The organism is Tellurirhabdus rosea (assembly GCF_026278345.1).
Taxonomy (GTDB): Bacteria; Bacteroidota; Bacteroidia; order Cytophagales; family Spirosomataceae; genus Tellurirhabdus; species Tellurirhabdus rosea.
Window position 1 is genome coordinate 2,269,897 of record NZ_CP111085.1, and the last position, 23,740, is coordinate 2,293,636.

Consider the following 23,740-nt stretch of genomic DNA (forward strand, 5'->3'; position numbering starts at 1 on the left):
GATTATGAAAACGATACTCACCTCCCTGGCGGCAGGGGCGCTGCTTCTGCTTTCCGCCTGCGAAGTGACCGAACCCGGTCCCGGCACCGATTCCGGGAACCCCCAATCGGGTTACGTAACCGGCAAGGTGACCGGTGCCGGCGGCAAGGCCCTTTCGGGCATAAACGTCTTTTTTGACAACACGCTCTACTACAACTCCGGCTTCTCGGCCACGACGGATGCCGCCGGAAACTACAAAGTCAAAGCGCAGCCGGGGGCCTTCCGGGGCTATGCCCGCATGAGCCACCGGTACAACGGCCAAACCTACAGGATTGACCTCCACCCAGACAAGTACGACTCCTTCGGGGAAGAAGGGGCCGTCCGGAACTTCTCCTGGCGACTTACCGGCGAACGGCCGTCCAATCCGGACACTTTCTACGGCGGCACGGCCTATCTCTACGCCAACGCGGACAGCGAGGTGTACGACGTAGAAAACATTGAGTTCACCTTCACGCCGGTAGGGCCGCTGATCGACGGCTCAACGGGCAAGACCCTGGTGCGCAAATCAGGAGCGCCACGGACGAAGCTTTACGCCAAAATCGTGGACATTCCTATCGGCCGGTACAAAATCACCGCGGTCCACAAGCCAACCGGCCGGCGGCTGCGGCTTCAGGCCAGCTACGACCAGCCGCTGGCCGAAAGTCTGACCCAGGACTTCTACGGCGATGACTCGCCCACCTTCTGCAACGATTGCATGCGGATTGAATATGCTCACTAAAAACAGGCCCTGGTTTATATGAAAACGGCACATTTTTCTTTTCTGGCGGCTGCCCTGATGCTGATAGTCTCCTGCAAGCCCGGTGTCGATACGGTCACGCCCGAAACCCCTGTTCCGACGCCCACCCAACCCGGAGCCGTCACAGAAGCGGGCCGGCCGGTGGGTCCTTCCGTCACGCAGGTCATTGGTCCGGCGGGCGGCACGGTGACCTCCGCTGACGGAAAGCTTCAGCTGACCATTCCGGCAGGGGCACTGGCGAAAGAGACTCCGGTTTCGATCCAGGCGGTCGAAAACAAAGCCCCCAACGGCAGCGGCACCGCTTACACCTTTGGTCAGGGTGAAATTACCGTATCCGAACCCCTCATTCTTACGTACCAATACCGGCAGAACGAGTTTTCAGGAGCGGGAAAAAACAATGTTGGTCTTGCCCGGCAAAACAGCGGGGGCGTATGGGGCCTGAATCAGCTGGCGGTCGTAGACCCGGTTAAAAGAACCCTGACGGCCCGCGTCCGGCGGGTGAGCCAAGACGCCATCGCCTGGATCGAACGCTACAAAATGACGCCCGAAACGGATACGCTGGTGTATTTGCAGGAGCGGAATTTAACGATCATGTACCAGTCCGGCGGTTTCGACGACGTCCGGGAAATCGACGGCAAGCCTTCCAATTACGACCTTTTTCTGCCTCTGGGATCAGCCACCGAAGCAGGTATCAGCGTCATCCGTCATTACGGCATCAACGGCGATCAGCTTGGCGTGAACAACGACGGCAACCTGGCTCTTCTGAAAGACCAGGCCAGCAACCCCAACGCGCGGGCTCTGCTCCGGTATCAGGCCCCCAACCGGGCACCCCGCACCAATCCCGTAGCGGTGCACGTGGAACTCGAACACGGTGGGAAGGAAAAGCTCCTGCTCGTCTCCAATCTCGTCGTCAGGAATCCCGTCTGGTTCGGCGTCAACGGCGTGGTGGTGGAGCCGGTAACCGCCGCCGCTGCCGTGACCCCTACGGGTTTGACCGTGATGCTTACCCAGGACGGCCCCGTCAGCGGGCGCAGCCACTTAAGCCTGTTTGTCCGGGCACCCAAAACGGCTCGGTTCAGCTTCAATCAGCACGATGCGATTGCCCAGCTCTCCTACGTGCAGGGAGGCAGGTCCACCACCTACAGCAGCGCGTACGATGACGAAAAAAAGGTGACGCATTTCATGGACGGAGAAATCAACCTCCTCGACTTCGACCGCAGCAAAGGGCTCGTTCAGGGCCTTGTGCGGGGTACGCTGGTGTATAAAAAACCCAACCGTCACGACGATGGCTACACCCTCGAAACGGTGAACGTCTCCGGCGAATTCAAGTGCAAATTTGGTCAGTAACCCCGGTCCCTCATGGCTTACGCAAACAAAGTTATCCGCAATCCGCAGACCGGGCAGCAGATCCGGTTCCTTCAGACCAATGCCGATACCGGCGGAGAGCTGCTGGAGATGGAATCGACGTTTCAGCCGCATTCGACCGAACCGGTTCCCCATTACCACCCGCGCCAGTCCGAAGATTTCCGGGTTCTTTCGGGCGAACTTACCGTCCGCCTCGGCGACCGGACAACCGTGCTGAAAGCCGGGGAGACGCTGCACCTTCCCGCCCGGGCCGTTCATTCGATGTGGAACGACTCCGGACAGCCCGCCGTGGTAAACTGGCGTGTGCAGCCGGCCGGGGCGACGGAGCACTTTCTGGAAACCGCAATGGGACTGGCCGCGGACGGGAAGGTCAGCGCCGGCGGCATGCCTCCCCTTCTGCAGACCGCCCTGCTGGTTACCCATTTTTCGGGTGTTTTCCGGCTGGTCAGGCCGCCGTTCTGGGTGCAGCAGGTCGTCTTTACGGTCCTGAGTCCGGTGGCGCGCCTGGCGGGATACCGCCCGTTTTACAGACAGTATTTCGAATAAATAATGGGGCGTTACGGTTAAGTTGCCGCCCATCCGTCTGCCGTTGTTATTGCCGGATTTTCCTGCTTAACTTACGGGAACAAGACTTAACCGTAACCCACTATGTTTTTTCTGATTCTCGGCATCCTGTTTCTGCTGATCGGTTTTGCCATCAATACCCCTTCGCTGGCGTTTTCCCGTTTTTCCCGCCCCGCCAAAGTTCTCGGGCTGGTGTTGATCGTGGTCGGAGCCCTTTCGGCCTCGGTGCGCCAGATCGACGCCGGAACCGTGGGCGTGCAGAGCCTGTTTGGACGGGTGCAGGACCGGGTGCTCCAAAGCGGCCTGAATTTTGTCAATCCGCTCGTGAGCGTTACTGAGTTTGACATCAAAACGCAGAACTATACCATGTCGGGCATCACCGACGAAGGGAACCAGACCGGCGACGACGCCATCCGGGTGCTGACCGCCGACGGGCTGGAGGTCGTCATCGACCTGACGGTGCTGTACCGGCTCATTCCGACCGAAGCGCCCTCCATTCTGCGCGAAATTGGCCCGAATTACACCGACAAGATCGTCCGGCCCATCACCCGCACCCGCATCCGGGACAATGCCGTCTACTACGATGCCGTCGCGCTGTATTCGACCCGACGGGATGAATTTCAGAACCGCATTTTCCGGACGATTGAAGCCGATTTCCGCAAGCGGGGACTGACGCTGGAGCAACTGCTGGTGCGAAACATCAATTTGCCCGCTTCGGTCAAGAAAACCATCGAATCGAAGATCAACGCCGAGCAGGAAGCCCAGAAAATGCAGTTTATTCTGCAAAAAGAGCGGCAGGAAGCCGAGCGCAAGCGCGTCGAAGCCCAGGGAATCGCCGATTACCAGCGCATTCTGTCCACGGGCCTGTCCGACCGGCAGTTGCAGTACGAACAGATCATCGCCCAGAAGGCACTGGCCGCCTCGCCGAACACCAAGATTGTCATCATGGGCGGACGCGGAAATGTACCGCTGCTGCTGACCGACAAATAAACCGCCCCGAACGGCCATGCAAACCACCCTCCCTCTAACCCAAACCCGTCTGCGCATCAGCAGCATCGACGCCCTGCGCGGGCTGGTAATGGTCATTATGGCGCTGGACCACAGCCGGGATTACCTGTCGCACTTTGGCTTTTTCACCGACGCGACGGATCTGAAAACGACCACCCCGGCCCTGTTTTTCACCCGCTGGATTACCCATTTCTGCGCTCCGGTCTTTGTTTTTCTGGCCGGCATGTCCGCTTTTCTGTACGGCCAGCGCAAAAGCCGGGCGGCGGTCAGTCGTTTTCTGCTGACGCGCGGTTTGTGGCTTATTCTGCTGGAAATTACAGTGGTCAATTTTGCGCTCTGGTTCGACCTGCGGTTTACGGTCACGCTATTGCAGGTCATCTGGGCGACGGGTTTCAGCATGGTGGTGCTGGCCGGACTGGTTTTTCTGCCGAAACGGCTGATTCTGGCCATCGGGCTTCTGATTGCAGTCGGGCACAACGCCCTGGACGGGGTTCGGTTTGCGGCGGGTTCGGTCGCGGCGGGGGTCTGGGGCCTGCTGCACCAGCCGAGCGTTCTTCCGCTGGGCGGCGGGCGGGTGGCGTTTACGGGCTACCCGGTTCTGGCCTGGATCGGCATCCTGACGCTGGGCTACTGCGCGGGTGAACTGTACGGCAAATCCGTTTCCGGCGAAAAACGAGTGCGGCTTCTCCGGTGGCTTGGGCTGGCGGGCATCGCGGCTTTCGTGCTGATTCGCGCCCTCAACCTCTACGGCGACCCGGCCCCGTGGGCGGTGCAGAAAACGCCGCTGTACACGTTCATGTCGTTTCTGAACACCACCAAATACCCGCCTTCCCTGCTGTATGCGCTGATGACGCTGAGCCCGGCGCTGCTGGCTCTGGGCTGGCTGGAGGGCCGGTCGTCGGCCTGGCTGGACGTTTTTGTGGTCTTTGGCCGCGTACCGCTCTTTTATTACGTGCTGCATTTTTACCTCATTCACGCCCTGTCGGTGCTGCTGCTGATGAACGACGGCGTGTCGTGGGCCGAGGTCAATTTCCAGAGCGGCACCGGCGGTGTCGTGCAGGGACACGGGCTGAGTCTGGGCGCTACCTACGTCGCCTGGCTGCTGATTGTGGCCTTTCTGTACCCGCTTTGCCGGTGGTACGGGCGGTTCAAGGCGCGACAGACGGGCTGGGTCTGGAGTTATTTATAGTTGAAATTTGCTTTATGAATTACAGAATTTTTCTTCTGGCCATTCTCTACGGCATTTTCTTTCTGTGGAAATACCGGGTCGGTCCGGCAAAAGGCTCTATTCAACTAGACGAAAAAACCAGCGGCAAGCTGACGCCCGCTCTCACGGCCCGGAAACCCCGCTCCTGGTTTGGCCTTGGCGATCCTCAATCTCCAACCGCTATCAAGGTCTGGGTTTCCGGGCAGCTTAGCTCTGATGTTAAACTGGTTTTTCATCGAAAAAAGAAAGGTCAATCCGCCGGCTATCCCCGTGTTATCTACGCCGGTGAGGTCGATACAGCTTTTCAGTTTGATTATTATACTCCGGACGATGTTGTCATTTCCATCGACTCACCGCGGGGAACGGAAGGCGAGCTGGAACTGGAAGCAAAAATCTACGGCATTTGAGGCGGTCAGCACGCCAGCAGGAAATTCAGGAAGAAGACCAGCCCGACGACCTGCCAGAGCCCTGCCCCCGCCAGTACGCTGCCCATCAGCCGACCCGATGACAGCCCGGCATCGGTGAACCGTTGGTAAACGACGCCTTCCAGCGCGGCAATCAGCCACGGGCAGGCCAGCACCAGGAACACGAAGACTGGGCTTATGCCCGCCACGGTTTTCCCGAAAAGAACCAGCAGCCCGACGGCCGCACTGTTGATGAGCAGAAAAGGCCGGATAAGGCGGTTGAGGTGCGCTGCCGTCAACAGCAGATGGGGGATCATTTTGCAGAAAGCCGCCGTCAAAAAAAAGAGCAGAAAGTGCCTGATGGCGTCCTGATACCGGAAAGTCCGGTCGGGGGTCAGAGTCAGGCCGGTCGGTTCCAGGTCCAGTCGGTAGCCGCTGCACCGGCCTTCGTAGGCAAACACGGGCGTTTCGTACCGCTTTCTGTCGGTAATTAAGATGACCTTTTGAAAGGGCCTTGCGGCAAGGCTGGTGAGGTCCAGCGTTGAGGCGGAAACCTCCCTGTGTACGGCAAACGTATCCGGCCGGGTGAACGCCGCATCCGCAGCCTGCAACTGAACCAGGAGCCGTACCGACTCGCCGGTTCCATTGTTGAAATGGTAGCGAATCCGCTGGGCGACGGTAAAGCTAGACGCCTGGCTACCCATCAGTAAAAGCCCGAACAGCCAGCAGTACAGCCGCATGAGGAACAGGATGGTTAAGACATCCTTAATGGCATTTTTTGTAAAAGGTAACCCTTTCTATTCTTGATTACCTGCGTCCCAATTACGGTTGAAGCTCCTTACAGCTACTCTGAAGATGTGTTAAGACATCGTGGTAACGCTTGTTCATAACCAGCGTCCGGGGATGCATTGTCTGAAACATTAAAGGCTTGTCGGCCAATGTTATTCCAACAAGCTGGCTCAGGTAGTTATTATCCAGAATAGCACGGCGCTCGCAGTTAAACAGCTCGTCTAACCAATGGTTATACTTGGTTCCGGTCAGGAATACAACGACGTCCGGCCTAACAATTTCTATTTCGGTTTTAAGAAGCTCAAAACCTGCACGATTCTTTTCCTGCAATTCCTGCGACGGAGTGGTAGCGTGGGCGTCAAACTTGGAGATGTTGGTCCAGAGGAATCCGTTCGTCTTTCGGGTAATTCCGTTTGCCTGGTTATTAAAGTTGTAAAAAAGAGCGCGGGAAAAATTCCAGAAAGGGCTTGTCAGGCAACGCGGCTTCCGGCCTTCGCCGTAGTTTGCCGCTTTACCCAGGCAAAAGCGGGCGTAGTTAGATTGCAGTTCCGGTACGCCAGGTTTAGTACTCATCTGACCCCACCGGTGCGTCTCCTGCCCCACAACCAGAATTTTGCAGGGCACTGTCGTGTACTCTTCGAAAACATGCATCAACAAAGGAGCAGACACTCCTTCAGGCCATTCAAGCGCATAGGTTTTCTCCAGATATCTCTGATAGACGTTCTGCAGGCGCTCATTTAGTTCGGAAGCATTCATGATTAAGATTTGATACGATGTGGCAAAAAAGCAAAGTAGCTTTGTAACGACTATTCTGGTTTATTTTCCCTGTTTTTCCAGCTTCTTCAATTCGGCGGTCAGAAATTCTCTGGACAGCCACTTCTCCCCGATCATCACGCCTTCCACGTTCCGGGTCTGCCCAATGTCTTGCAGCGGATTGCCGCTCAGCAGCACCAGATCCGACACGTTTCCGACTTTAAGGATGCCCCAGTCCGGCTTCCCCAGGTAAGACGCCACGTTGACCGTGCCCGTCCGCAGCACCTCGTAGGGCGTCAGGCCCGCATCGACCATGTATTTCATCTCGTGGTGAATCGAAAAACCCGGCACGTTGAAGACCTGCGGCGCGTCGGAGCCGAGCAGAATTTCGACCCCGTTCTGCTGGCAGGCTTTCAGAAGCTTGCGGCGAAGCTGGAGGAAGGCTTCGGCGCGTTCCGGGGAAAAATTCGGGTTGGCGTTGTAGTTATTTTTAGCGTTCACCCAGTTGGTCACCTCGCCGGGTTTCATGTACTTCATTTCGGGTGCGCCGGAAAACGCCTCCGCCGACTGGGGCGAAAGCCAGCGTTCGGCCAGCGCCTGGGTGGGCACCACGCGGATGTTCCGGTCCCGAAGCGCCTGCATCAGCCGGGGAATCTTCGCGGTGTCGGCCCGGTAGCCAATCCACGACCCGAACAGGCCCGTCTCCTGGTCCACCAGCGTGTCGATGCCCGGCGTAATGGCCTCCACAAAGCCGTCGAGGTGGTCGATGGACGAGTAGCCCGCCTCAATGGCCCGCCACACCCCGACGTTGAACGAGACGTGCCCGGCAAACGGAATGCCGACCTCTTTGGCCGTCCGGGCGATGGCCGGGAAGGTTTCGTTGGTCAGGCCGGGATGCAGTTTCAGGTAGTCGTAGCCCGCCGCTTTCTGCTGGCGAACCATCTCGGCACCGCGCTCGGCCGTCCGGACGGTCTGCCCGTTGAACGAAGGGCCGGTGGTGTAGAAATGCGGCCCGAGGATATCTCCGCTATTAATCTTTGCGCGCAATTCAAGATGTTTCGGATGGCCCAGCATCCCGCGGATGGTCGTAATGCCGTTGGCAAGGTACAGCATCAGCACCTCCTTCATCGGTTCGATGTCGTCGATGGGCGGCACGTGGGCGTGCATCTCGGCCCAGCCAGGCGTGAGGTACTTGCCTTTAGCGTCGATCACCAGCGCCTGACGGCCGTACCGGACTTTCCCCGCCGCGCCCAGGGCCGTAATTTTTCCATTCTGCACCACCACCGTCTGGTTTTCGAGCACCCGGTCCATGTTCATCGGCACCACGTTGACCGACAGAAAGACGATCTCCCGGCCGCGGTTGCTGACGGGCTGCTGGGCCAGAGCCAGCTGACAGAGGAAAAATAAAAACAGGCAGAGGCGCATGGCGGTAACGATTAAGGGTTGGACGAATCTACATTGACTGGCCGCTAAATTAGGTTATTTCGCGGACCGGGCCGCCGGGAACGAAGCGGAGTCGGGCCGAATCCGGTGAAGAAAGTCGTTATTTTCCTCTCCTTACCGCTGCGAATCCGCTTTTTACAGAAGTAGACCCCTGCCCCGGAACACTTTTATGCTATACGTAAACCCGAAACGTTCAGAAGCATGAAAAATACCAGCCCAAACGCCCAGTCGCGACGCCAATTTCTGAAGACCAGCGCCCAGGGAACTCTGGCGGCCGCCGTCATCAGCGGCTTTCCGACGATTGTCCCCGCCTCCGTTTTTGGTAAAAATGCACCCAGCAACCGCATCAATATCGGAGCCATCGGCACCGGCCGCATTTCGCGGGGTCACGACATGCCCGGCGTCTGGCAGTACGACAACGCCCTGATTATGTCCGTCTGCGACGTAGACAGCAAGCGGGCCGAAGACGCCAAAAAGCTCGTCAACGGGGTTTATGCCAAGAAAACCGGCAAGCAGGATTACGACGGCGTGCGGGTCTACACGGACTACCGCGAGCTGCTCAATAACAAGGATGTGGACGCCGTGCTCGTCAGCACGCCCGACCACTGGCATGCGCCCATTGTCATCGACGCTGTTCGCGCCGGGAAGGACGTTTACATGCAGAAACCCGCTTCGCTGACCATCGCCGAGGGCCGGATGATGGCCGATGCCGTCCGGAAATCGGGGCGGATTGTGCAGGTGGGCAGCCAGCAGCGCTCGTCCGAACAGTTCCGGTACGCCGCCGAACTGGTCCGCAACGGCCGCATCGGTCAGCTCAAAAAAGTGTATGTCGGGCTGCCCGGCGACCCCGGCGGAGACGAGGAACCCAAGATGCCCGTTCCGTCCAACCTGAACTATGACATGTGGCTCGGCACGACGCCGGATGTGTATTATACCGAAAAACGGGTTCACCCGCAGGTGGGCTACGACCGTCCGGGCTGGCTGCGCTGCGAGCAGTTCGGGGCGGGCATGATCACGGGCTGGGGTTCCCACCATATCGACTGCGCCCACTGGGCCATGAACACCGAACTGACCGGCCCGGTCGAAATCTGGGGCCGCGCGGATTTTCCCAAATCGGGTTTGTGGGACGTACACGGCATTTTCAAAACCGAAGCTCTGTACGAAAACGGCGTCCACATGATTGTGACCAACGAAATTGCAAACGGCATCCGTTTTGAAGGCACGGAAGGCTGGATTTTTGTCTCGCGTGGGGATGGAGCCGTCACCTCCAGCGACCCCGTGGCGAAGCAGAACGCCGCCAAGAAGCTCGACGCCAGCGACCCGAAGATGCTGACCTCGGTCATCGGCCCGAACGAAGTCCACCTGACCGTCAGCAAGGAGCACCACGGCAACTGGCTCGAAAGCATCGTCAGCCGCAAGGAGCCGATTGCCCCGGCGGAGATCGGGCACCGTTCCTGCTCGGCCTGTCTGCTGCACCACGCCGCCATGAAACTGAACCGCAAGCTGTACTGGGACCCGAAAAAAGAGCAATTCAAAAACGACCCGGAAGCCAACGCCCTGCTGTCGCGGCCGCAGCGCGCGCCTTACGCGATCAAGGCGCTGGCCAGCAATAAAACCCGCTAATACAACCTGATTCTATTTTCAATGAGACGATTTTTGTCCGTTTTTTGCCTGATGTCTGTTGCCCTGACCCGGCCGGCGGAAGCCCAGAACAAGGCCACCGTCCGGCTGATTACGCTTGACCCCGGCCACTTCCACGCGGCGCTGGTCCAGAAAAGTACGCTGCCCGGCGTGAGTCCCGAGGTACGCGTGTACGCCCCGGCGGGTCCGGATGTGCAGCTTCACCTGGGCCGCATTGAGTCTTACAACAAGCGTTCCGACAGCCCCACGCGCTGGCAGGAGACGGTGTACACCGGACCGGATTTTCTCGAAAAAATGCTGGCAGACAGCCGGGCTACGGCCCCGGAGGGCAAAGCCGGAAATGTAGTGGTGCTGGCGGGCAATAACGCCAAGAAAACCGAGTACATCCGGAAAGCCATCGGAGCGGGCATGAACGTGCTGGCCGACAAGCCGATGGCGATCAATTCCCGGCAGTTTGGCGAACTGAAAGACGCCTTTGCCGAAGCTGCCCGCCGCAAGGTGCTGCTCTATGACATCATGACGGAGCGGTTTGAGATCACGACCATGCTGCAACGGGAGTTTTCGCGGCTCCCGGCCGTCTTCGGGACACTGGAACGGGGTACCCCCGACAATCCGGCCGTGACGAAGGAAAGCGTTCACCATTTCTACAAATACGTCTCGGGCAGCGTGCTCCAGCGTCCGGCCTGGTTCATGGACGTGGCCCAGCAGGGCGAAGGCATTGTGGACGTGACCACCCACCTGGTTGACCTGGTGCAGTGGGAGTGCTTTCCGAATCAGGTGATTGATTACAACAAGGACATCCGCCTGACCAGCGCCCGCCGCTGGACGACCCCCATGACCCGCAGCCAGTTCCGAACCATTACCAACCAGCCGGACTTTCCGGATTATCTCAAAAAGGACGTAACCGCCGACAGCGTGCTGAACGTGTACGCCAACGGCGAGATTAACTACGAACTGCGGGGTGTACACGCCAAAGTGTCGGTCATCTGGGCGTTCAAGGCTCCGGAAGGCGCGGGCGATACGCATTATTCCATCATGCGGGGCACCAAAGCGAACCTGGTCATCCGGCAGGGCGCCGAGCAGCAGTACAAACCGACCCTCTACATCGAGCCCCTCGCGGCGGGCGGTGCGGCCTACGAACAGGCGCTGGCTACAGCCCTGAAAAGCGTGCAGCGGCAGTTTCCCGGCGTGGATTTGAAGAAGCTCGACAAAGGATGGGAAGTGATTATCCCGGAGAAATACAAGGAAGGCCACGAAGCCCACTTCGGGCGGGTGGCCGAAAACTATTTCACGTACCTCAAAGCGGGTAAACTGCCCGCCTGGGAAGTCCCCAACATGCTGGCCAAATATTATACCACTACGAAGGCGCTCGAACTGGCCAAACAGAGCAGCGGGGTTGCCGGAAAATCGTCTAAAAGCAAGCCGTAAACTATGAAAACCTCATCTGATACCCGTCGCAGTTTCCTGAAAGAATCCGTCAGCACGGCGGCTGGCCTGTTGCTGCTTCCCGCTTTGCCCGGTGAAGGCTTCGCGGCCCCGGCCATTTTACCCACCGGAACGGTCGCCGGTGCCCAGCGGCCCGGTGCGGCCCGGCTGCGCTTCTCCGTCATCGGTCTCAACCACGGCCACATCTACGGACAGGTCGAGGCGGTGACCCGCGGCGGCGGCGAACTGGTTTCGTTTTATGCCAAAGAACCGGACCTGAGCGCCGCCTTTCAGAAGCGGTATCCGAACGCCAAACTGGCCCGGAGCGAGCAGGAAATCCTGGAAGACAGCTCCATCAAGCTGATTCTGAGCGCCGCCATTCCCGACGAACGGGCACCGCTGGGCGTCCGGGTGATGAAGGCGGGCAAGGATTACATGGTCGATAAGCCCGGCATCACCTCGCTCGACCAGCTGGCGGAAGTGCGCCGGGTGCAGAAGCAGACGGGCCGCATTTATTCCATCATGTACAGCGAACGGCTGGAAAACAAGGCGACCGTCAAGGCGGGCGAGCTGGTCAAGGCCGGGGCCATCGGTAAGGTCATCCAGACCATCGGCCTCGGACCGCACCGCATGACGCCCAAATCACGCCCGGAGTGGTTCTTTGACAAACAGCGTTTCGGCGGCATCATCTGCGACATCGGCTCCCACCAGTTCGACCAGTTTCTGTATTTCACCGGCTCCACCAAAGCCGACATCGTGGCCTCGCAGGTCGGTAACGTACACCACCCGCAGTACCCGAAGTTCGAAGATTTCGGCGATGTGATGCTGCGCGGCAACGGCGGTACGGGCTACATCCGGGTTGACTGGTTCACGCCCGACGGCCTCAAAACCTGGGGCGACGGCCGACTGACCATCCTCGGCACCGACGGCTTTATGGAACTGCGCAAGTACATCGACCCGGCCGGGCGCGAAGGCGGCAGCCACCTGTTTGTCACCGACCATAAGGAAACCCGCTACATCGACTGCAAGGACGTGGTCATGCCCTACGGCGAACAGCTCGTCAACGACGTGCTGAACCGCACGGAAACGGCCATGTCGCAGGAACACTGTTTTCTGGCTACCGAACTGGCGCTGAAGGCCCAAAAACAGGCGCAGATGCTGTCGCTGAAGGTGTAGGTTCAGATTTCAGGCATACTTTAATTGACTCATGAAGCGATTTCTGACCGTCCTCCTTACCTTCCTGACCCTCTCCACAACGCTTTCCCAGGCCGGAGACGGCGTAAACTGGAAGAAAGTGAAAGTGCTGGTGTACACCAAAAACGGCAAGGGTTACGTTCACGACAACATTCCGTTCGCGGTGCAGTGCATCCAGCAGCTTGGCAGAGAGCATGGGTTCGCCGTCGATGTGTCCGACCAGCCGACCGTTTTTACGGAAGCCAATCTGAGGCAGTACACGCTGCTGATTTTTCCGAGCACCAACAACGATGTGTTCGATACCGACGAGCAGCGGCTTCAGTTCCGGCGGTACATCGAGGCGGGTGGCGGCTTTGTGGGCATTCATTCCGTGATGGGCACCGAACGCAACTGGACCTGGTTCAAGCGGATGCTGGGCGGTACGTTTGCCTGGCATCCCAAATTTCAGCCGCTGCGTCTGGTCGCCCTCGACCCGGCTCACCCTTCGCTGGAGGGGCTGCCGAAAATCTGGGAAAAGCAGGACGAGTGCTATTTTGGCAAGGAACTGGCTCCCGGCCCGACGGTCATCATGGCCCACGACCTGACCTCACTCAACTACAGCGACGCCGATGGCGACAAGATTCGGGCCAATGCCGGAACCTTCAAAGACCTCTATCCGGCCGTCTGGCATTACCGCTACGATGGCGGCTATACCTGGTGTACGGCGCTCGGTCACGACAAGAAGGATTACAGCGAACCGACCTTCGTCCGTCACCTCTTTCAGGGCATCCGCTTTGTGGCGGGGCAGGTCAAAAAAGTGGACTTCAGCCGCGCCTACGCCACCAGCCGCGACGAAGCCGTCCGCTGGCCAGCCCTCCCGTGACAAGCCTATAAAACACAAAAGACCACGTTTTTCGACGTGGTCTTTTGTGTTTTATAGGCAATTGAGTGAATGAGTAATTGAGCGAGTGAGTGTCTGTTATTCGCTCAATCACTCATTCACTCAATAAATTTACGCAGTCACTTCTGCTCCGCTGGACTTCGGGCGGGGCCGACGGCGGCGCGAGCGGGATTTCTTTTTGGCTTCGCCTCCTTCGCCGGTGACGGCAACGGGTGCGGCGGAAGCTTCTACGGGTGCCGGAGCGGCCTGCTGGGCCTGCGGCGACCGTTCGCCAGACTGGCCCCGGCTGCTGCCGCTGCGCCGTTTACCGTTGCGCCGACGGTCATTGTTATTGGTGCCGGAACTGCTGCCGGAGCCGCCTTTATGCCCGCGTTCGTGCTGGCCGGACCGTTTCACGGTCGGATCGGGGGCGGGGCCAAGGCCGAGTTCTTCGGTGATGATGCGCTTTTCGACTTCGCGTTCGAGCAGTTTTTCAATTTTGGCAACGCGGTACAGTTCGTCGCCGGATACAAAGGTAATGGCCGTACCCGTCGTGGCGGCGCGGGCCGTCCGGCCGATGCGGTGGATATAATCCTCGGCATCGCGCGGGATGTCGTAGTTCACCACGTGCGAGAGGTTGTCGATGTCGATTCCCCGCGAGAGCACGTCCGTAGCGACCAGAATCGGGAACTGCTTCATCTTGAATTCGCGCAGAACAATCTCGCGCTCATCCTGTTCGAGGTCCGACGAAATGCCTTTGGCGTCGTAACCCAGCTTTTTCAGCGAACGCACCAGAACATTCACCTCCGATTTCCGGGAAGTAAACATCACCATGCTCTGCACGTTGGTCTGCTGTAAAATATGCTCCAGAATCGGCAGTTTCTGACGGTCGTGCGCCAGGTAGAACTGCTGGTCGATGCCTTCCGCCGGCTTGGAAACCGCGAGGCGGATTTCCTGCGGGTCCATCAGAATACGCTTCGAAAACTCCCGGATTTTGTTGGGCATGGTCGCCGAGAACAGCAGCGTCTGCCGCTTGACGGGCAGTTTGCGGATGATGTTCATGATGTCGTCGGCAAAACCCATGTCGAGCATCTTATCGGCTTCGTCCAGCACCAGACAATCGAGGTTGTCGAACTGGTTGTAGCCAAGCTGCATCTGGGCAATGAGGCGTCCCGGCGTAGCAATAACGATGTCTGCGCCGTTGCTGAGTCCTTTTTTCTGCTGGTCCCAGTCGCTGCCTTTGCCGCCGCCGTAAATGGCGATGCTCGTCGCGCTGACGAAATACGATAGTCCTTCCACCTGTTCGTCGATCTGCTTGGCCAGCTCGCGGGTCGGCACCAGAATCAGGACGCTGGTGTGGTCGTGCTTCGAGCGGGCGATGCGGTCGAGGAGCGGAAGCAGATAGGCTGCGGTTTTGCCCGTCCCGGTCTGGGCGCAGGCGATCAGATCTTTTCCTTCGAGAATGGCCGGAATGGCCTGTTCCTGGATGGGTGTGGCCTGCTTAAAATTCATGGCATCAACGCCGTTGAGCAGGTCCTCATGGAGGTTAAACTCGTGAAATGTCAAGGTAGTGTTTGTGATTTATTGAAAGAAAGGCGGTGGCCTTTTCTCCCCGGCCACTCATTCACCTGACTGCTACGAAAAATACAGAAAATTTAGATATAAAGTTCAAAACAAAAACTTTGCCAGCGTTTATCGTGGGCAGTGACCACTCATTTGCTCATGCCTTTCAGCCAGCCTTTCAGGGCTTCGGGCCAGCCTTCTAGCGTGCCTTTGCCCTGCGTCCGGAGCGCGAATCCGTGGCCGCCGGTCGGGTACAGGTGCATTTCGGCCGGTACTCCCGCGGCCTTCAGGGCGAGGTAATACTGAATGCTGTTTTCGACCGGCACCGCTTTGTCGTCCAGCGCGTGCACCAGAAAGGTCGGCGGCGTTTTGGCCGTCACCTGTTTCTCGTTGGAATACAGATCAATCTGTTCCTGCGATGCATTTTTGCCGATCAGGCTTTCCCGCGAACCGGAGTGCGCAAACTGGCCGAACGAAATCACCGGGTACATCAGGATGGAGAAATCCGGGCGGGCCACGTCCGGCTGCACTCCCGCCCCTTCGTTGGGCTTGTCAAAATGCGTTGACAGCGTAGAGGCGAGGTGCCCGCCCGCCGAAAAGCCCATCACGCCGACTTTATTGGCCTTTAAACCCCATTTCTGCGCATTCTGCCGGATCAGCTGCATGCCCCGCATGGCGTCGCTCAGCGGGACCAGATTCTTCTGGCTGGAGGTGCGGTCGTCGGGCAGGCGGTATTTCAGCACGAAAGCGGCGATGCCCTGTTCGTTCAGCCAGCGGGCGATGTCTTCGCCTTCGTGGCCGATGGCCAGAATCCGGTAGCCGCCGCCGGGGCACACCATCACGCCGACTCCGGTCGCTTTTTCTTTCGGCGGTAAATAAACGGCCAGCGTCGGCACCGTGACGTTGCTGATGCGGGCGATGCCGTCGTTGCCGGGATCGGCCTTTTCCTGAACGGCACTATTGGCGATGGCATACGGAATTTTTCCGGCGGGCCAGAGTTCTATCGTTTCGGGTTTGGATTGGGACATTCCGTCAGAAGCAAACAAGGCAGTTGCCAGCAACGCCACGGTAAAAGACAAAATTTTCATTGGTTCAGGAATGATTTTTCTGCAATCTAAGCAACGGAACCGAAAGAAAAGGCTTTTTTACGGCGCTTTGCCGCTTTTTTAGTAACTTTCGCTATTGGTCTCTCAAACACTTCTGAATGAATAAACTTCTTGTACTTCTGCTGGCGGCAGGAACGGCCCTCGCCCAGACGGCCGTCGCCCAGACACCCACCCCCGCCAAACGTCCCCTCACTCCCTCCGATGTAACGCGCCTGTCGCTGCTGGGCGATCCGCAAGTTTCGCCCGACGGCAAGTGGGTGGCCTACGTGCAGTCGTCGGTAGACGTGTCCAAGGACAAACGCAACGCCGACGTCTGGATGATCAGCTGGGACGGGAAAGAGTCCGTGCAGCTCACCAACAGCCCCGACGGCGAATCGACGCCGCGCTGGAGCCCCAACGGCCGGTATCTCTCCTTTCTTTCTTCCCGCAACGGAACCACCGGCTCGCAGCTCTGGCTGATGGACCGGCGCGGCGGCGAAGGCAAAAAACTTACCGAACTGAAAGGCGAACTGGAAGAGTACGAATGGGCTCCGGACGGCAAAAAAATTGCCTTCGTGATTCGCGATAAGGACTACTCGGATTCGGCCAAAACCAAAATCCGGACGCCGTACGTCCTCGACCGCTACCATTTCAAGGAAGACGTCAAAGGCTACCTCGACCGCCGGGCGGCCCACCTGTACCTGTTTGATGTCGAAAAGAAAACGCTCGATACGCTGACGCGCGGCCAGTACGACGAATCGTCGCCGGTCTGGTCGCCCGACGGCAGCCGGATTGCCTTCGTGAGCAACCGTACGCCCGACCCCGACCGCAACGAGAACACGGACATCTGGGTGATCGACGCCAAAAAAGGCGCGGCGATGAAGCAGCTGACGGCCTGGCCGGGCATCGACAACAACCCGCAGTGGAGCCCGGACGGGAAGCGCATCGCCTACCTCCGCTCGACGGCTCCCGACAATTTTATCATGTACGACCAGCCGGTTCTGGCGCTGGTATCGGCCGAAGGCGGCGAACCGACCCTGCTTTCCAAATCCCTTGACCGGCCCGTCCGGAATCCGCGCTGGTCGGCCGACGGGCAAACCATCGGGGTACTGGTGGAAGACGACCGCCGGACGTACGTCGCGACGTACTCCTCTTCGGGTCAGCTGACAAAAGTAGCGGCCGGCGACCGGGCTTTCGGCGACCTCGAACCGCGCAAAACCGGCGGCTGGGCCGTGCTGATGAGCGAACCGCAGCTGCCGACGGAAGTTTACGCCGTCGAAGGAAGCACGGTGCGCCGCCTGACGACCGTGCAGGACGAATTTGTCGCTCCGCTGCAACTGGCGTCGGTCGAAGGGTTCACGTCCCGCAGCAAAGACGGCACGCAGGTTTCGAACCTGTTGTTCAGACCGGTCAACGCGCCGTCGGGCCAGAAACTGCCGACGATTTTCTTTATCCACGGCGGTCCGGTTTCGCAGGATAACTTCGGGTTCGACCTGTCGCGGCAGATGCTGGCGGCGGGCGGTTTTGCCGTCGTAGCCGTCAACTACCGGGGCAGCAACGGCCGTGGTCTGGAATTTTGCAAAGCCATTTACGGCGACTGGGGCAACAAGGAAGTGATGGATATCCACGGCGCGGTGGATTATCTGGTCAAAAATGGCACGGCCGACCCCGACCGGCTCGGCATCGGCGGCTGGAGCTACGGCGGCATCCTGACCAATTACAGCATCGCCACGGACACCCGTTTCAAGGCGGCGGCCAGCGGGGCGGGCAGTTCAATGCAATTCACCATGTACGGCTCGGACCAGTACGTCAACCAGTACGAGAACGAGCTGGGCCAGCCCTGGAAAGCGTTTGAGAAGTGGCAGAAGGTATCGTATCCGTTCCTGAAAGCCGACCGCATCAAAACGCCGACGCTCTTCATGGGTGGCGAAAAAGACTTCAACGTGCCCATTGCCGGCAGCGAGCAGATGTACCAGGCGCTGAAATCGCTGGGCATCCAGACGCAGTTGATCGTTTATCCGGGCCAGTTTCACGGCATCTCGGTTCCCAGTTATCAGAAAGACCGCTTCCAGCGGTATCTGGACTGGTTCGGGACTTATCTGAAACCGAAGGCCATTGCCGAAAAGCAGTAATTCATCAAGGGTAAAAGAATACAGCAAGGACAGCTCACGGGCTGTCCTTCTTTTGTTTACGTCAGCTTCTGCAAGACGGGATTGGCCTTTTTACCGACCGGCACGAATGGCTTGCCCTGCATCGCCTGCACAAAAAGCCAGGTTGAAATGACGGCATACAGCAGCGCCGCCAGCACCGACGCCCGCACGGACGTCAGAAGGTAATACGAAACCAGCGGCAACACCTGCAAGGCGTGCATGCCGAAGAAGTGAGCGATACGCAGGTCGCCATAGTTGCGGTTCCAGCCCGCCAGCGGTAGCACTTCCCCGCCATCAGGCCCGCCGACCGAATGGGCCATCCGCGACCCCATCGCCAGCCCTTCCAGCGAAAACAGCACGAACAGAACAATGCCCAGACGAATACCCCAGCGGTAAGCCGGTTCGAGGTCCGTCAGCGGGTTGGTAAAGAAATGAACGCCAATGTACCCCGTCCAGACCGAAATCCCGACGGCGGCCAGCCCCATCATCCCGTACAGCACAGCGTACACCGGCGTACTGACGTTGAAATGCGATGCCTGCCCCCGGGCCGCCTGAAACAGAATGTACGCATTTTCGAAGGTGAACAGGGCAATCATCCCCCAGCTGTACCACGTCACCGCCCGGTTGTCGCCGAGGTAGTGCATGTACCAGGCCATCGACCAGAGCAGCAGGACGGAAGAGGCAAAAAAGCGAAAAGGCTTCAGCCAGGCGTTCGCCCCCTGCACGGGCAGCCGCCAGGCCAGCACCAGACAGAACACAGCCGCCAGCAGGCAGATGGCCCCGTAGTAAAACAGCGGCTCGTTGCGATCTTTTAGTGTATTCAGAAACGATTCCATATGGCTTTGGTTAGCGTTGATAAGCCGTCAGGCCGCCCATGACCTGTTGCTTCGTGGCGGATATAATGAGTGTAAATAGGAACTTCATTGATCGCTGTTTTAAAATTGAACATTGTTCATTAACAAACAAAATTTTTTAGAGCCGGGCGAGCATCATCCAAAATTCGTCAAAAGCCAGGGCGACCGCCGAGGGAGCTTCTTCCTTTACGACTCCTTTGATGCGCTCGCTGATTTCCAGGCTGCACATGCCGTGTACGGCGCTCCAGATCAGGAACGTGAGCGGCTCAAGCTGGTGTCCGGCGAAGTGACCGGCCCCGATACAGTCCCGGACGGTCATCCGTAGCGCGTTAAAAGCGGTTGTCCCTTCCGTCCATTCCTCCTCTTCTACCGAGTGGAGGTAGTTCATCGGGGCTTTCGTAACAAACATCAACTCGTACATATCCCGGTTTTCGAGCGCAAAACGGATATAAATGCGCCCCATCGCCCGTAATCGTTCCATTGGGTCGGCCACGCTCGTAAGCACCGCAAACTGCTGCCCCAGTTCCTGGAATCCCTGCGAATGCAGCGCGTGCAGAATGGCGTTTTTGTCCTTGAAATAGACGTAAACCGTTCCAACGCTGTAGTCAATGGCATCGGCGATGTTGCGAATAGTGGTCTGTTCAATGCCTTTCTGCACAAAGAGCTTTCTGGCTCCTTCCAGAATCAGACTTCGTAACTCTTCCTTTTCCTTTGCTTTTCGTTCGGCCGTACCCATGTAGTCCACTTATCGACACAATAGTAATTGAACAATGTTCAAAAGTCAAGAAGAGGGCATAAAAAAACCCGGCGAACCGGGTTCTGATGCTTAAATCTCCACTTCCCCGTTCTCGGCATCGGGCGACGCCTGCGTTGGGTGGCCGTGCAGCACTTCCAGCAGTTCCTTGATGTTGTAAACCGATTTGTTGTAGCGGTTGCTGAGCAGGATAATGACAAAATCGTCTTTGGGACTGAACCAGAACATCGAGTTGTAGCCCTTCCACCAGCCCGTGTGGTAGATGTACTCCGGTTTGTTCTGGTCGTTGACGTGCATTCGGAAGCCGTAGCCGTAGTTGCGGGTTCCCTTGCGCTCGAAACTACGGGGCAGAAACGCCTCGGCCAGCACGTTCTTCCGCATCAGACAGTCGCCATTGAGCGCCAGGTACCATTTGAAGAGGTCGCCCACGGTCGAGTAGATGCCTTTGTCACCCACCACGTCGTCGTAGTAATCCTTCGGAATGCGGCGGTTCCACTGATAACCGGCCGTTTTGTGAATGTTGATAGAATCGTTCCGGGTGGTGGCCACAAACGTGTTGTTCATTCCCAGCGGATCGAAGATGTTTTTCTTCAGAAACTGCTCAAACGGCTCGCCGCTGGCCCGTTCGATGATGGACGCCAGCACCATGTAATTGGTATTGCTGTAGCTGAAGCCCCGGCCCGGCACGTTGTAGCGCGGCACTTTAGGGCTGACCGTGGCCAGCCAGCGCAGAATGGTTTCGTTGTTGGGATACGGCTTCTGACGGTTGTAGAAGTTCCGCTTCATGCTGTCGTCAAAGGCGTAGGCGTAGTTCGGCAGGCCGCTGCGGTGAGACAGCAGGTCGCTGACCTGAATGCCGTGGTAGGGGAAGTCCGGGATAAACCGCTGCACCGAGTCGGTTAGCTTCACCTTACCGGCATCCACCAGCTTCAGCGTGGCAACCGCCGTGAAGGTTTTGGAAAGGGAGGCGAGCTGAAACTTGGAATCCAGCAGAAGCGAATCCCGTTCGGACCGTTCAAAGTGAGCCAGGCCAAACGCGCTCTGGTAAAGCACGACGCCCCGTTGGGCAATCAGCACCGACCCGTTAAAACCGGCCCGCACCTTGCCACGGATGATGGACTCAATCCTACTTATTTTCTCGTCAGCTCCGATTTCCTGACGTATCTTCTGTTCTTCCTGCGGGCTCAGCGACTGCCTTTCCGCGCAGTTTTGCATGGCTGAAGCTGAGCGGTCTAACTTTTTCTGAGCATTCGACTGGCAACCCAGCGTAATCACAACGGCACACAATGCCCCTAAAACCAAACTCCTCATTGGTTATACAGCTTACTCTTCGTTCCTGACTCCTCGTTACGGTTACTCTTGAACAAAAATAGAGTAATTAGGAAGATTTGGAGTACCACATGCTCGATTAAAATACCATTTAAAACATTCAGGCCCCTGCCGAACGGTCTTGCAAGCGGTCAAAATTGGGATTATCGCAGTGATTGGTAGCACATTATTAGGAAACAATGCTTTAAGGATTAAAAGTTTTACTACCGTATTGAATAGTATAAATACTAAGCCTACTTTTGTCCGCTCTTGTACTTAACCAACTGGCCGAACCGCAATGGATGTTAGTCTTATAATCAGCAACTTGACCAACCCCACCCTCCTTTTCTTCATTCTGGGTATTGTTGCTGTTTTTATCAAATCCGACCTCGAAATTCCGCCTCAGATCTCAAAATTCGTTTCGCTTTACCTGCTTTTCTCCATCGGATTTAAAGGTGGGATGGAACTGGCCCATAGCGGCCTGACGGCGGAGGTTTCCACGACGCTCGGCATTGCAGTGGCCCTGGCGATTGCCGTTCCGCTCTACAGTTTCTTTATTCTGCGGAGCCGTCTGGATACGGCCAATGCCGGAGCGCTCGCGGCTACGTACGGCTCCGTCAGTGCCGTTACGTTTATCACGGCCAGTAGCTTTCTGGCCGACAAGGGCATTCCGTTTGGGGGGCATATGGTGGCCGCCATGGCGCTGATGGAATCGCCGGCCATCATCATCGGGGTCATCCTGATCCGGATGTTCAGTGAAGACAACATTCCCCAGCACCACTCGCTCAAGCATGTCGTCCGCGAGGGCTTCAGCAACGGCTCGGTCCTGATGATTCTGGGAAGTCTGATTATTGGAATTGTGTCCGACGAAAAGCAGGCGGAGGGAATCAAGCCCTTTACCAGTGATATTTTTAAAGGCTTTCTGGCGCTTTTTCTGCTGGATATGGGAATCGTGGCGGCCCGGCGCATCAAGGCGTTCGGCAGTACTGGCGGCTTTCTGACCGCCTTCGGGCTACTGATGCCGCCGGTCAACGCTGTGCTGGCCATTCTGGTGGCGCACGCCCTCGGCGTTTCAAACGGGAATGCCTTTCTTCTCGCTATTCTGGCCTCCAGCGCCTCCTACATTGCGGTACCGGCGGCCCTGCGGCTGGCCGTTCCCCAGGCCGACCCCGGACTGTATATCCCGATGGCCCTGGCGGTCACCTTCCCCTTCAACATCGTGGTTGGGATTCCGATGTACTATTATCTGGTAGAGCTCCTTTGCAAAGGGGCCCTGTAAAAGCGTATCGGCAGCGCATAGCCGGAAATGTCGCCTGAACACTTCCCCGCTATACGCTGCCGACCGTTTTACCGCACGATGGTGATTGACCGGGAAAACTTCCGGCCGTCGCTGAGTTTGAGGGTATAAAAATAGGTTCCGGGCGAGATCAGTCCCCGGGCGGTCTGCCCGCTCCAGTCATTCTGGTAATCGCGGCTGTCGTACAGAACGGTACCGGCCCGGTCAAAAATCTGCAGTTCTGCTTTGAGCATTCCCAGATTTTTGATCACAAACAAATCGTTGCTGCCGTCACCATTGGGTGAAAAGCCGTCGGGAATCTGCACTTCTCCGCTGGTCTCCATTCCGATACCCGCGCAAATCCGGGCAAATGGCTGCAGCGTCAGGCTTTCGAAGACGCCGGCCGAAGCAACCTCTTTCGACGTGTAATCAAACGACCCGTTTTCATTTTTGAGGACCACCTCATCAAGGCCGGACACCGGAAAATCGACATCCGTATTCCAGGTCAGCCCGAAGCAGTTGCTGGTCACGGCCTGCGCGTTCACGATGTCGAATCCGATGCAGGCGACGTTCATCCACTCCGTCCCGACGCGCCGGGCGCCGGTGCCGGTGCCGGCATACACGGAGTTGAGCGAGACCTGTCCCCGGGTGGGTCCGGCGGTACTGCCCATCAGGTTCTGCGCCAGATAATAGCTGTCGGAAGCCGGGGCAACGTTCGAAAAGTTTTCCTGGCTGACAATCTGCGGGTTACGAATCAGAAGGGGGTTGTACGTAAAGCGATAGTTCGCGTCGCCGAGCAGAAAGGTGCTGTCGGGGTGGCTGCTCCGCACCTGAACCACGATGACGGTTTTGGCGCTGGCGCAATCGACCGATTTGACGGTGAAGCGAACCTGAAAACGGCCCTTTTGTGCAAAGGATGCCGTTGTCAGCGTCAATAATACGCCAAGCAGAAAGTAAACTTTCTCTTTCATAGAAGTGTGTCTTAAGCTTATCCGCTATAGATACTTTTACCCCCGGTTGCTTTTTCGGCAGGTCGGCCAAAACCTGCAGACAATCCTGGGATAGTACTCGTTACTTTCTGATCAGGATGAAAGGGCCTCCCTTGACCCGTTTCTTCTGTCCCTTCAATCAGGGTTACTTTCTTTCAGGTGCCCGGCGGGAGCAGGCTGCTCCATGCAGCGGCTGTCCTTTTGGGGCCTGTTTACTTCTTGTTATCGGTCCAATCTACTTGTTATAAGAGGCAGATCAGGCAAAGCTACTTATAGTAAGAGTTAGTAAGAGCCGCTACCGTTCAATCTACCCGCTCATTTAATTGACATATGC

At 57.7% G+C, this 23,740-nt stretch carries 21 protein-coding genes; 12 read left to right on the forward strand and 9 right to left on the reverse strand.

Going from position 1 to position 23,740, the window contains the following annotated elements; genetic code table 11:
* Window positions 1-4 precede the first annotated feature (4 nt).
* The 6 genes from ORG26_RS09465 (at window position 5) to ORG26_RS09490 (ending at window position 5,326) form a co-directional block, all read left to right on the forward strand.
* Entirely contained in the window at window positions 5-757 is a 753-nt protein-coding gene (locus ORG26_RS09465; protein ID WP_266368718.1) for a carboxypeptidase-like regulatory domain-containing protein, read from the forward strand.
* 18 nt (window positions 758-775) lie between these two features.
* A complete protein-coding gene (locus tag ORG26_RS09470) occupies window positions 776-2,122 on the forward strand; it encodes a hypothetical protein (protein ID WP_266368719.1) in 1,347 nt (448 codons plus the stop codon).
* Between the two features lie 12 nt (window positions 2,123-2,134).
* Window positions 2,135-2,686, forward strand: a complete 552-nt coding sequence (locus tag ORG26_RS09475; protein WP_266368721.1) for a cupin domain-containing protein — start codon at window positions 2,135-2,137, stop codon at window positions 2,684-2,686.
* 102 nt (window positions 2,687-2,788) lie between these two features.
* Window positions 2,789-3,694: a prohibitin family protein gene (locus ORG26_RS09480; protein WP_266368723.1), complete on the forward strand. Its 906-nt coding sequence runs from the start codon at window positions 2,789-2,791 to the stop codon at window positions 3,692-3,694.
* Window positions 3,695-3,710: 16 nt separating this feature from the next.
* A complete protein-coding gene (locus ORG26_RS09485) occupies window positions 3,711-4,901 on the forward strand; it encodes an acetyltransferase domain-containing protein (RefSeq protein WP_266368725.1) in 1,191 nt (396 codons plus the stop codon).
* A 14-nt stretch (window positions 4,902-4,915) separates the two neighbouring features.
* Window positions 4,916-5,326: a hypothetical protein gene (locus tag ORG26_RS09490; RefSeq protein ID WP_266368726.1), complete on the forward strand. Its 411-nt coding sequence runs from the start codon at window positions 4,916-4,918 to the stop codon at window positions 5,324-5,326.
* 5 nt (window positions 5,327-5,331) lie between these two features.
* Here the strand turns inward: ORG26_RS09490 and ORG26_RS09495 are convergent, their stop codons facing one another.
* The 3 genes from ORG26_RS09495 to ORG26_RS09505 form a co-directional block, all read right to left on the reverse strand.
* Window positions 5,332-6,063, reverse strand: coding sequence for a hypothetical protein (locus ORG26_RS09495; RefSeq protein WP_266368727.1), 732 nt, complete (start codon window positions 6,061-6,063; stop codon window positions 5,332-5,334).
* Between the two features lie 82 nt (window positions 6,064-6,145).
* The gene (locus tag ORG26_RS09500) at window positions 6,146-6,868 is read right to left on the reverse strand and encodes a uracil-DNA glycosylase family protein (protein ID WP_266368728.1); all 723 of its coding nucleotides are present in this window, start codon (window positions 6,866-6,868) and stop codon (window positions 6,146-6,148) included.
* A 60-nt stretch (window positions 6,869-6,928) separates the two neighbouring features.
* A complete protein-coding gene (locus tag ORG26_RS09505; RefSeq protein WP_266368730.1) occupies window positions 6,929-8,290 on the reverse strand; it encodes an amidohydrolase family protein in 1,362 nt (453 codons plus the stop codon).
* Window positions 8,291-8,509: 219 nt separating this feature from the next.
* Here ORG26_RS09505 and ORG26_RS09510 point away from each other — a divergent pair, with 219 nt between their 5' ends.
* The 4 genes from ORG26_RS09510 to ORG26_RS09525 are packed head-to-tail and all read left to right on the forward strand — an operon-like array spanning window position 8,510 to window position 13,430.
* Window positions 8,510-9,931, forward strand: a complete 1,422-nt coding sequence (locus ORG26_RS09510) for a Gfo/Idh/MocA family oxidoreductase (protein WP_266368732.1) — start codon at window positions 8,510-8,512, stop codon at window positions 9,929-9,931.
* Between the two features lie 21 nt (window positions 9,932-9,952).
* Window positions 9,953-11,377: a putative oxidoreductase C-terminal domain-containing protein gene (locus ORG26_RS09515; RefSeq protein WP_266368734.1), complete on the forward strand. Its 1,425-nt coding sequence runs from the start codon at window positions 9,953-9,955 to the stop codon at window positions 11,375-11,377.
* 3 nt (window positions 11,378-11,380) lie between these two features.
* Window positions 11,381-12,550 carry a Gfo/Idh/MocA family protein gene (locus tag ORG26_RS09520; protein ID WP_266368736.1) on the forward strand — a complete coding sequence of 390 codons (1,170 nt, stop codon included), beginning with the start codon at window positions 11,381-11,383 and terminating at the stop codon, window positions 12,548-12,550.
* A gap of 31 nt (window positions 12,551-12,581) precedes the next feature.
* The gene (locus ORG26_RS09525) at window positions 12,582-13,430 is read left to right on the forward strand and encodes a ThuA domain-containing protein (RefSeq protein ID WP_266368737.1); all 849 of its coding nucleotides are present in this window, start codon (window positions 12,582-12,584) and stop codon (window positions 13,428-13,430) included.
* A 129-nt stretch (window positions 13,431-13,559) separates the two neighbouring features.
* Here ORG26_RS09525 and ORG26_RS09530 read toward each other — a convergent pair whose 3' ends face one another.
* Both ORG26_RS09530 and ORG26_RS09535 read right to left on the reverse strand, forming a co-directional pair.
* Window positions 13,560-14,939 (reverse strand): DEAD/DEAH box helicase, encoded by a 1,380-nt coding sequence (locus ORG26_RS09530; RefSeq protein ID WP_266369361.1) that lies wholly within the window; start codon window positions 14,937-14,939, stop codon window positions 13,560-13,562.
* A 200-nt stretch (window positions 14,940-15,139) separates the two neighbouring features.
* Window positions 15,140-16,078, reverse strand: coding sequence for an alpha/beta hydrolase (locus ORG26_RS09535; protein WP_266368739.1), 939 nt, complete (start codon window positions 16,076-16,078; stop codon window positions 15,140-15,142).
* A gap of 116 nt (window positions 16,079-16,194) precedes the next feature.
* On the opposite strand from ORG26_RS09535, the gene ORG26_RS09540 reads away from it, so the two are divergent.
* Window positions 16,195-18,207 carry a S9 family peptidase gene (locus ORG26_RS09540; RefSeq protein ID WP_266368740.1) on the forward strand — a complete coding sequence of 671 codons (2,013 nt, stop codon included), beginning with the start codon at window positions 16,195-16,197 and terminating at the stop codon, window positions 18,205-18,207.
* Window positions 18,208-18,263: 56 nt separating this feature from the next.
* Here ORG26_RS09540 and ORG26_RS09545 read toward each other — a convergent pair whose 3' ends face one another.
* The 3 genes from ORG26_RS09545 to ORG26_RS09555 form a co-directional block, all read right to left on the reverse strand.
* On the reverse strand, window positions 18,264-19,061 hold the full coding sequence (locus ORG26_RS09545; RefSeq protein ID WP_266368741.1) for a hypothetical protein: 798 nt from the start codon (window positions 19,059-19,061) through the stop codon (window positions 18,264-18,266).
* A gap of 136 nt (window positions 19,062-19,197) precedes the next feature.
* Window positions 19,198-19,815, reverse strand: a complete 618-nt coding sequence (locus ORG26_RS09550; protein ID WP_266368743.1) for a TetR/AcrR family transcriptional regulator — start codon at window positions 19,813-19,815, stop codon at window positions 19,198-19,200.
* A gap of 90 nt (window positions 19,816-19,905) precedes the next feature.
* Window positions 19,906-21,048, reverse strand: a complete 1,143-nt coding sequence (locus tag ORG26_RS09555; RefSeq protein WP_266368745.1) for a serine hydrolase domain-containing protein — start codon at window positions 21,046-21,048, stop codon at window positions 19,906-19,908.
* A gap of 391 nt (window positions 21,049-21,439) precedes the next feature.
* On the opposite strand from ORG26_RS09555, the gene ORG26_RS09560 reads away from it, so the two are divergent.
* A complete protein-coding gene (locus ORG26_RS09560; RefSeq protein WP_266368747.1) occupies window positions 21,440-22,420 on the forward strand; it encodes a sodium-dependent bicarbonate transport family permease in 981 nt (326 codons plus the stop codon).
* 68 nt (window positions 22,421-22,488) lie between these two features.
* Here ORG26_RS09560 and ORG26_RS09565 read toward each other — a convergent pair whose 3' ends face one another.
* Window positions 22,489-23,388 (reverse strand): gliding motility-associated C-terminal domain-containing protein, encoded by a 900-nt coding sequence (locus ORG26_RS09565; protein ID WP_266368748.1) that lies wholly within the window; start codon window positions 23,386-23,388, stop codon window positions 22,489-22,491.
* Window positions 23,389-23,740 lie beyond the last annotated feature (352 nt).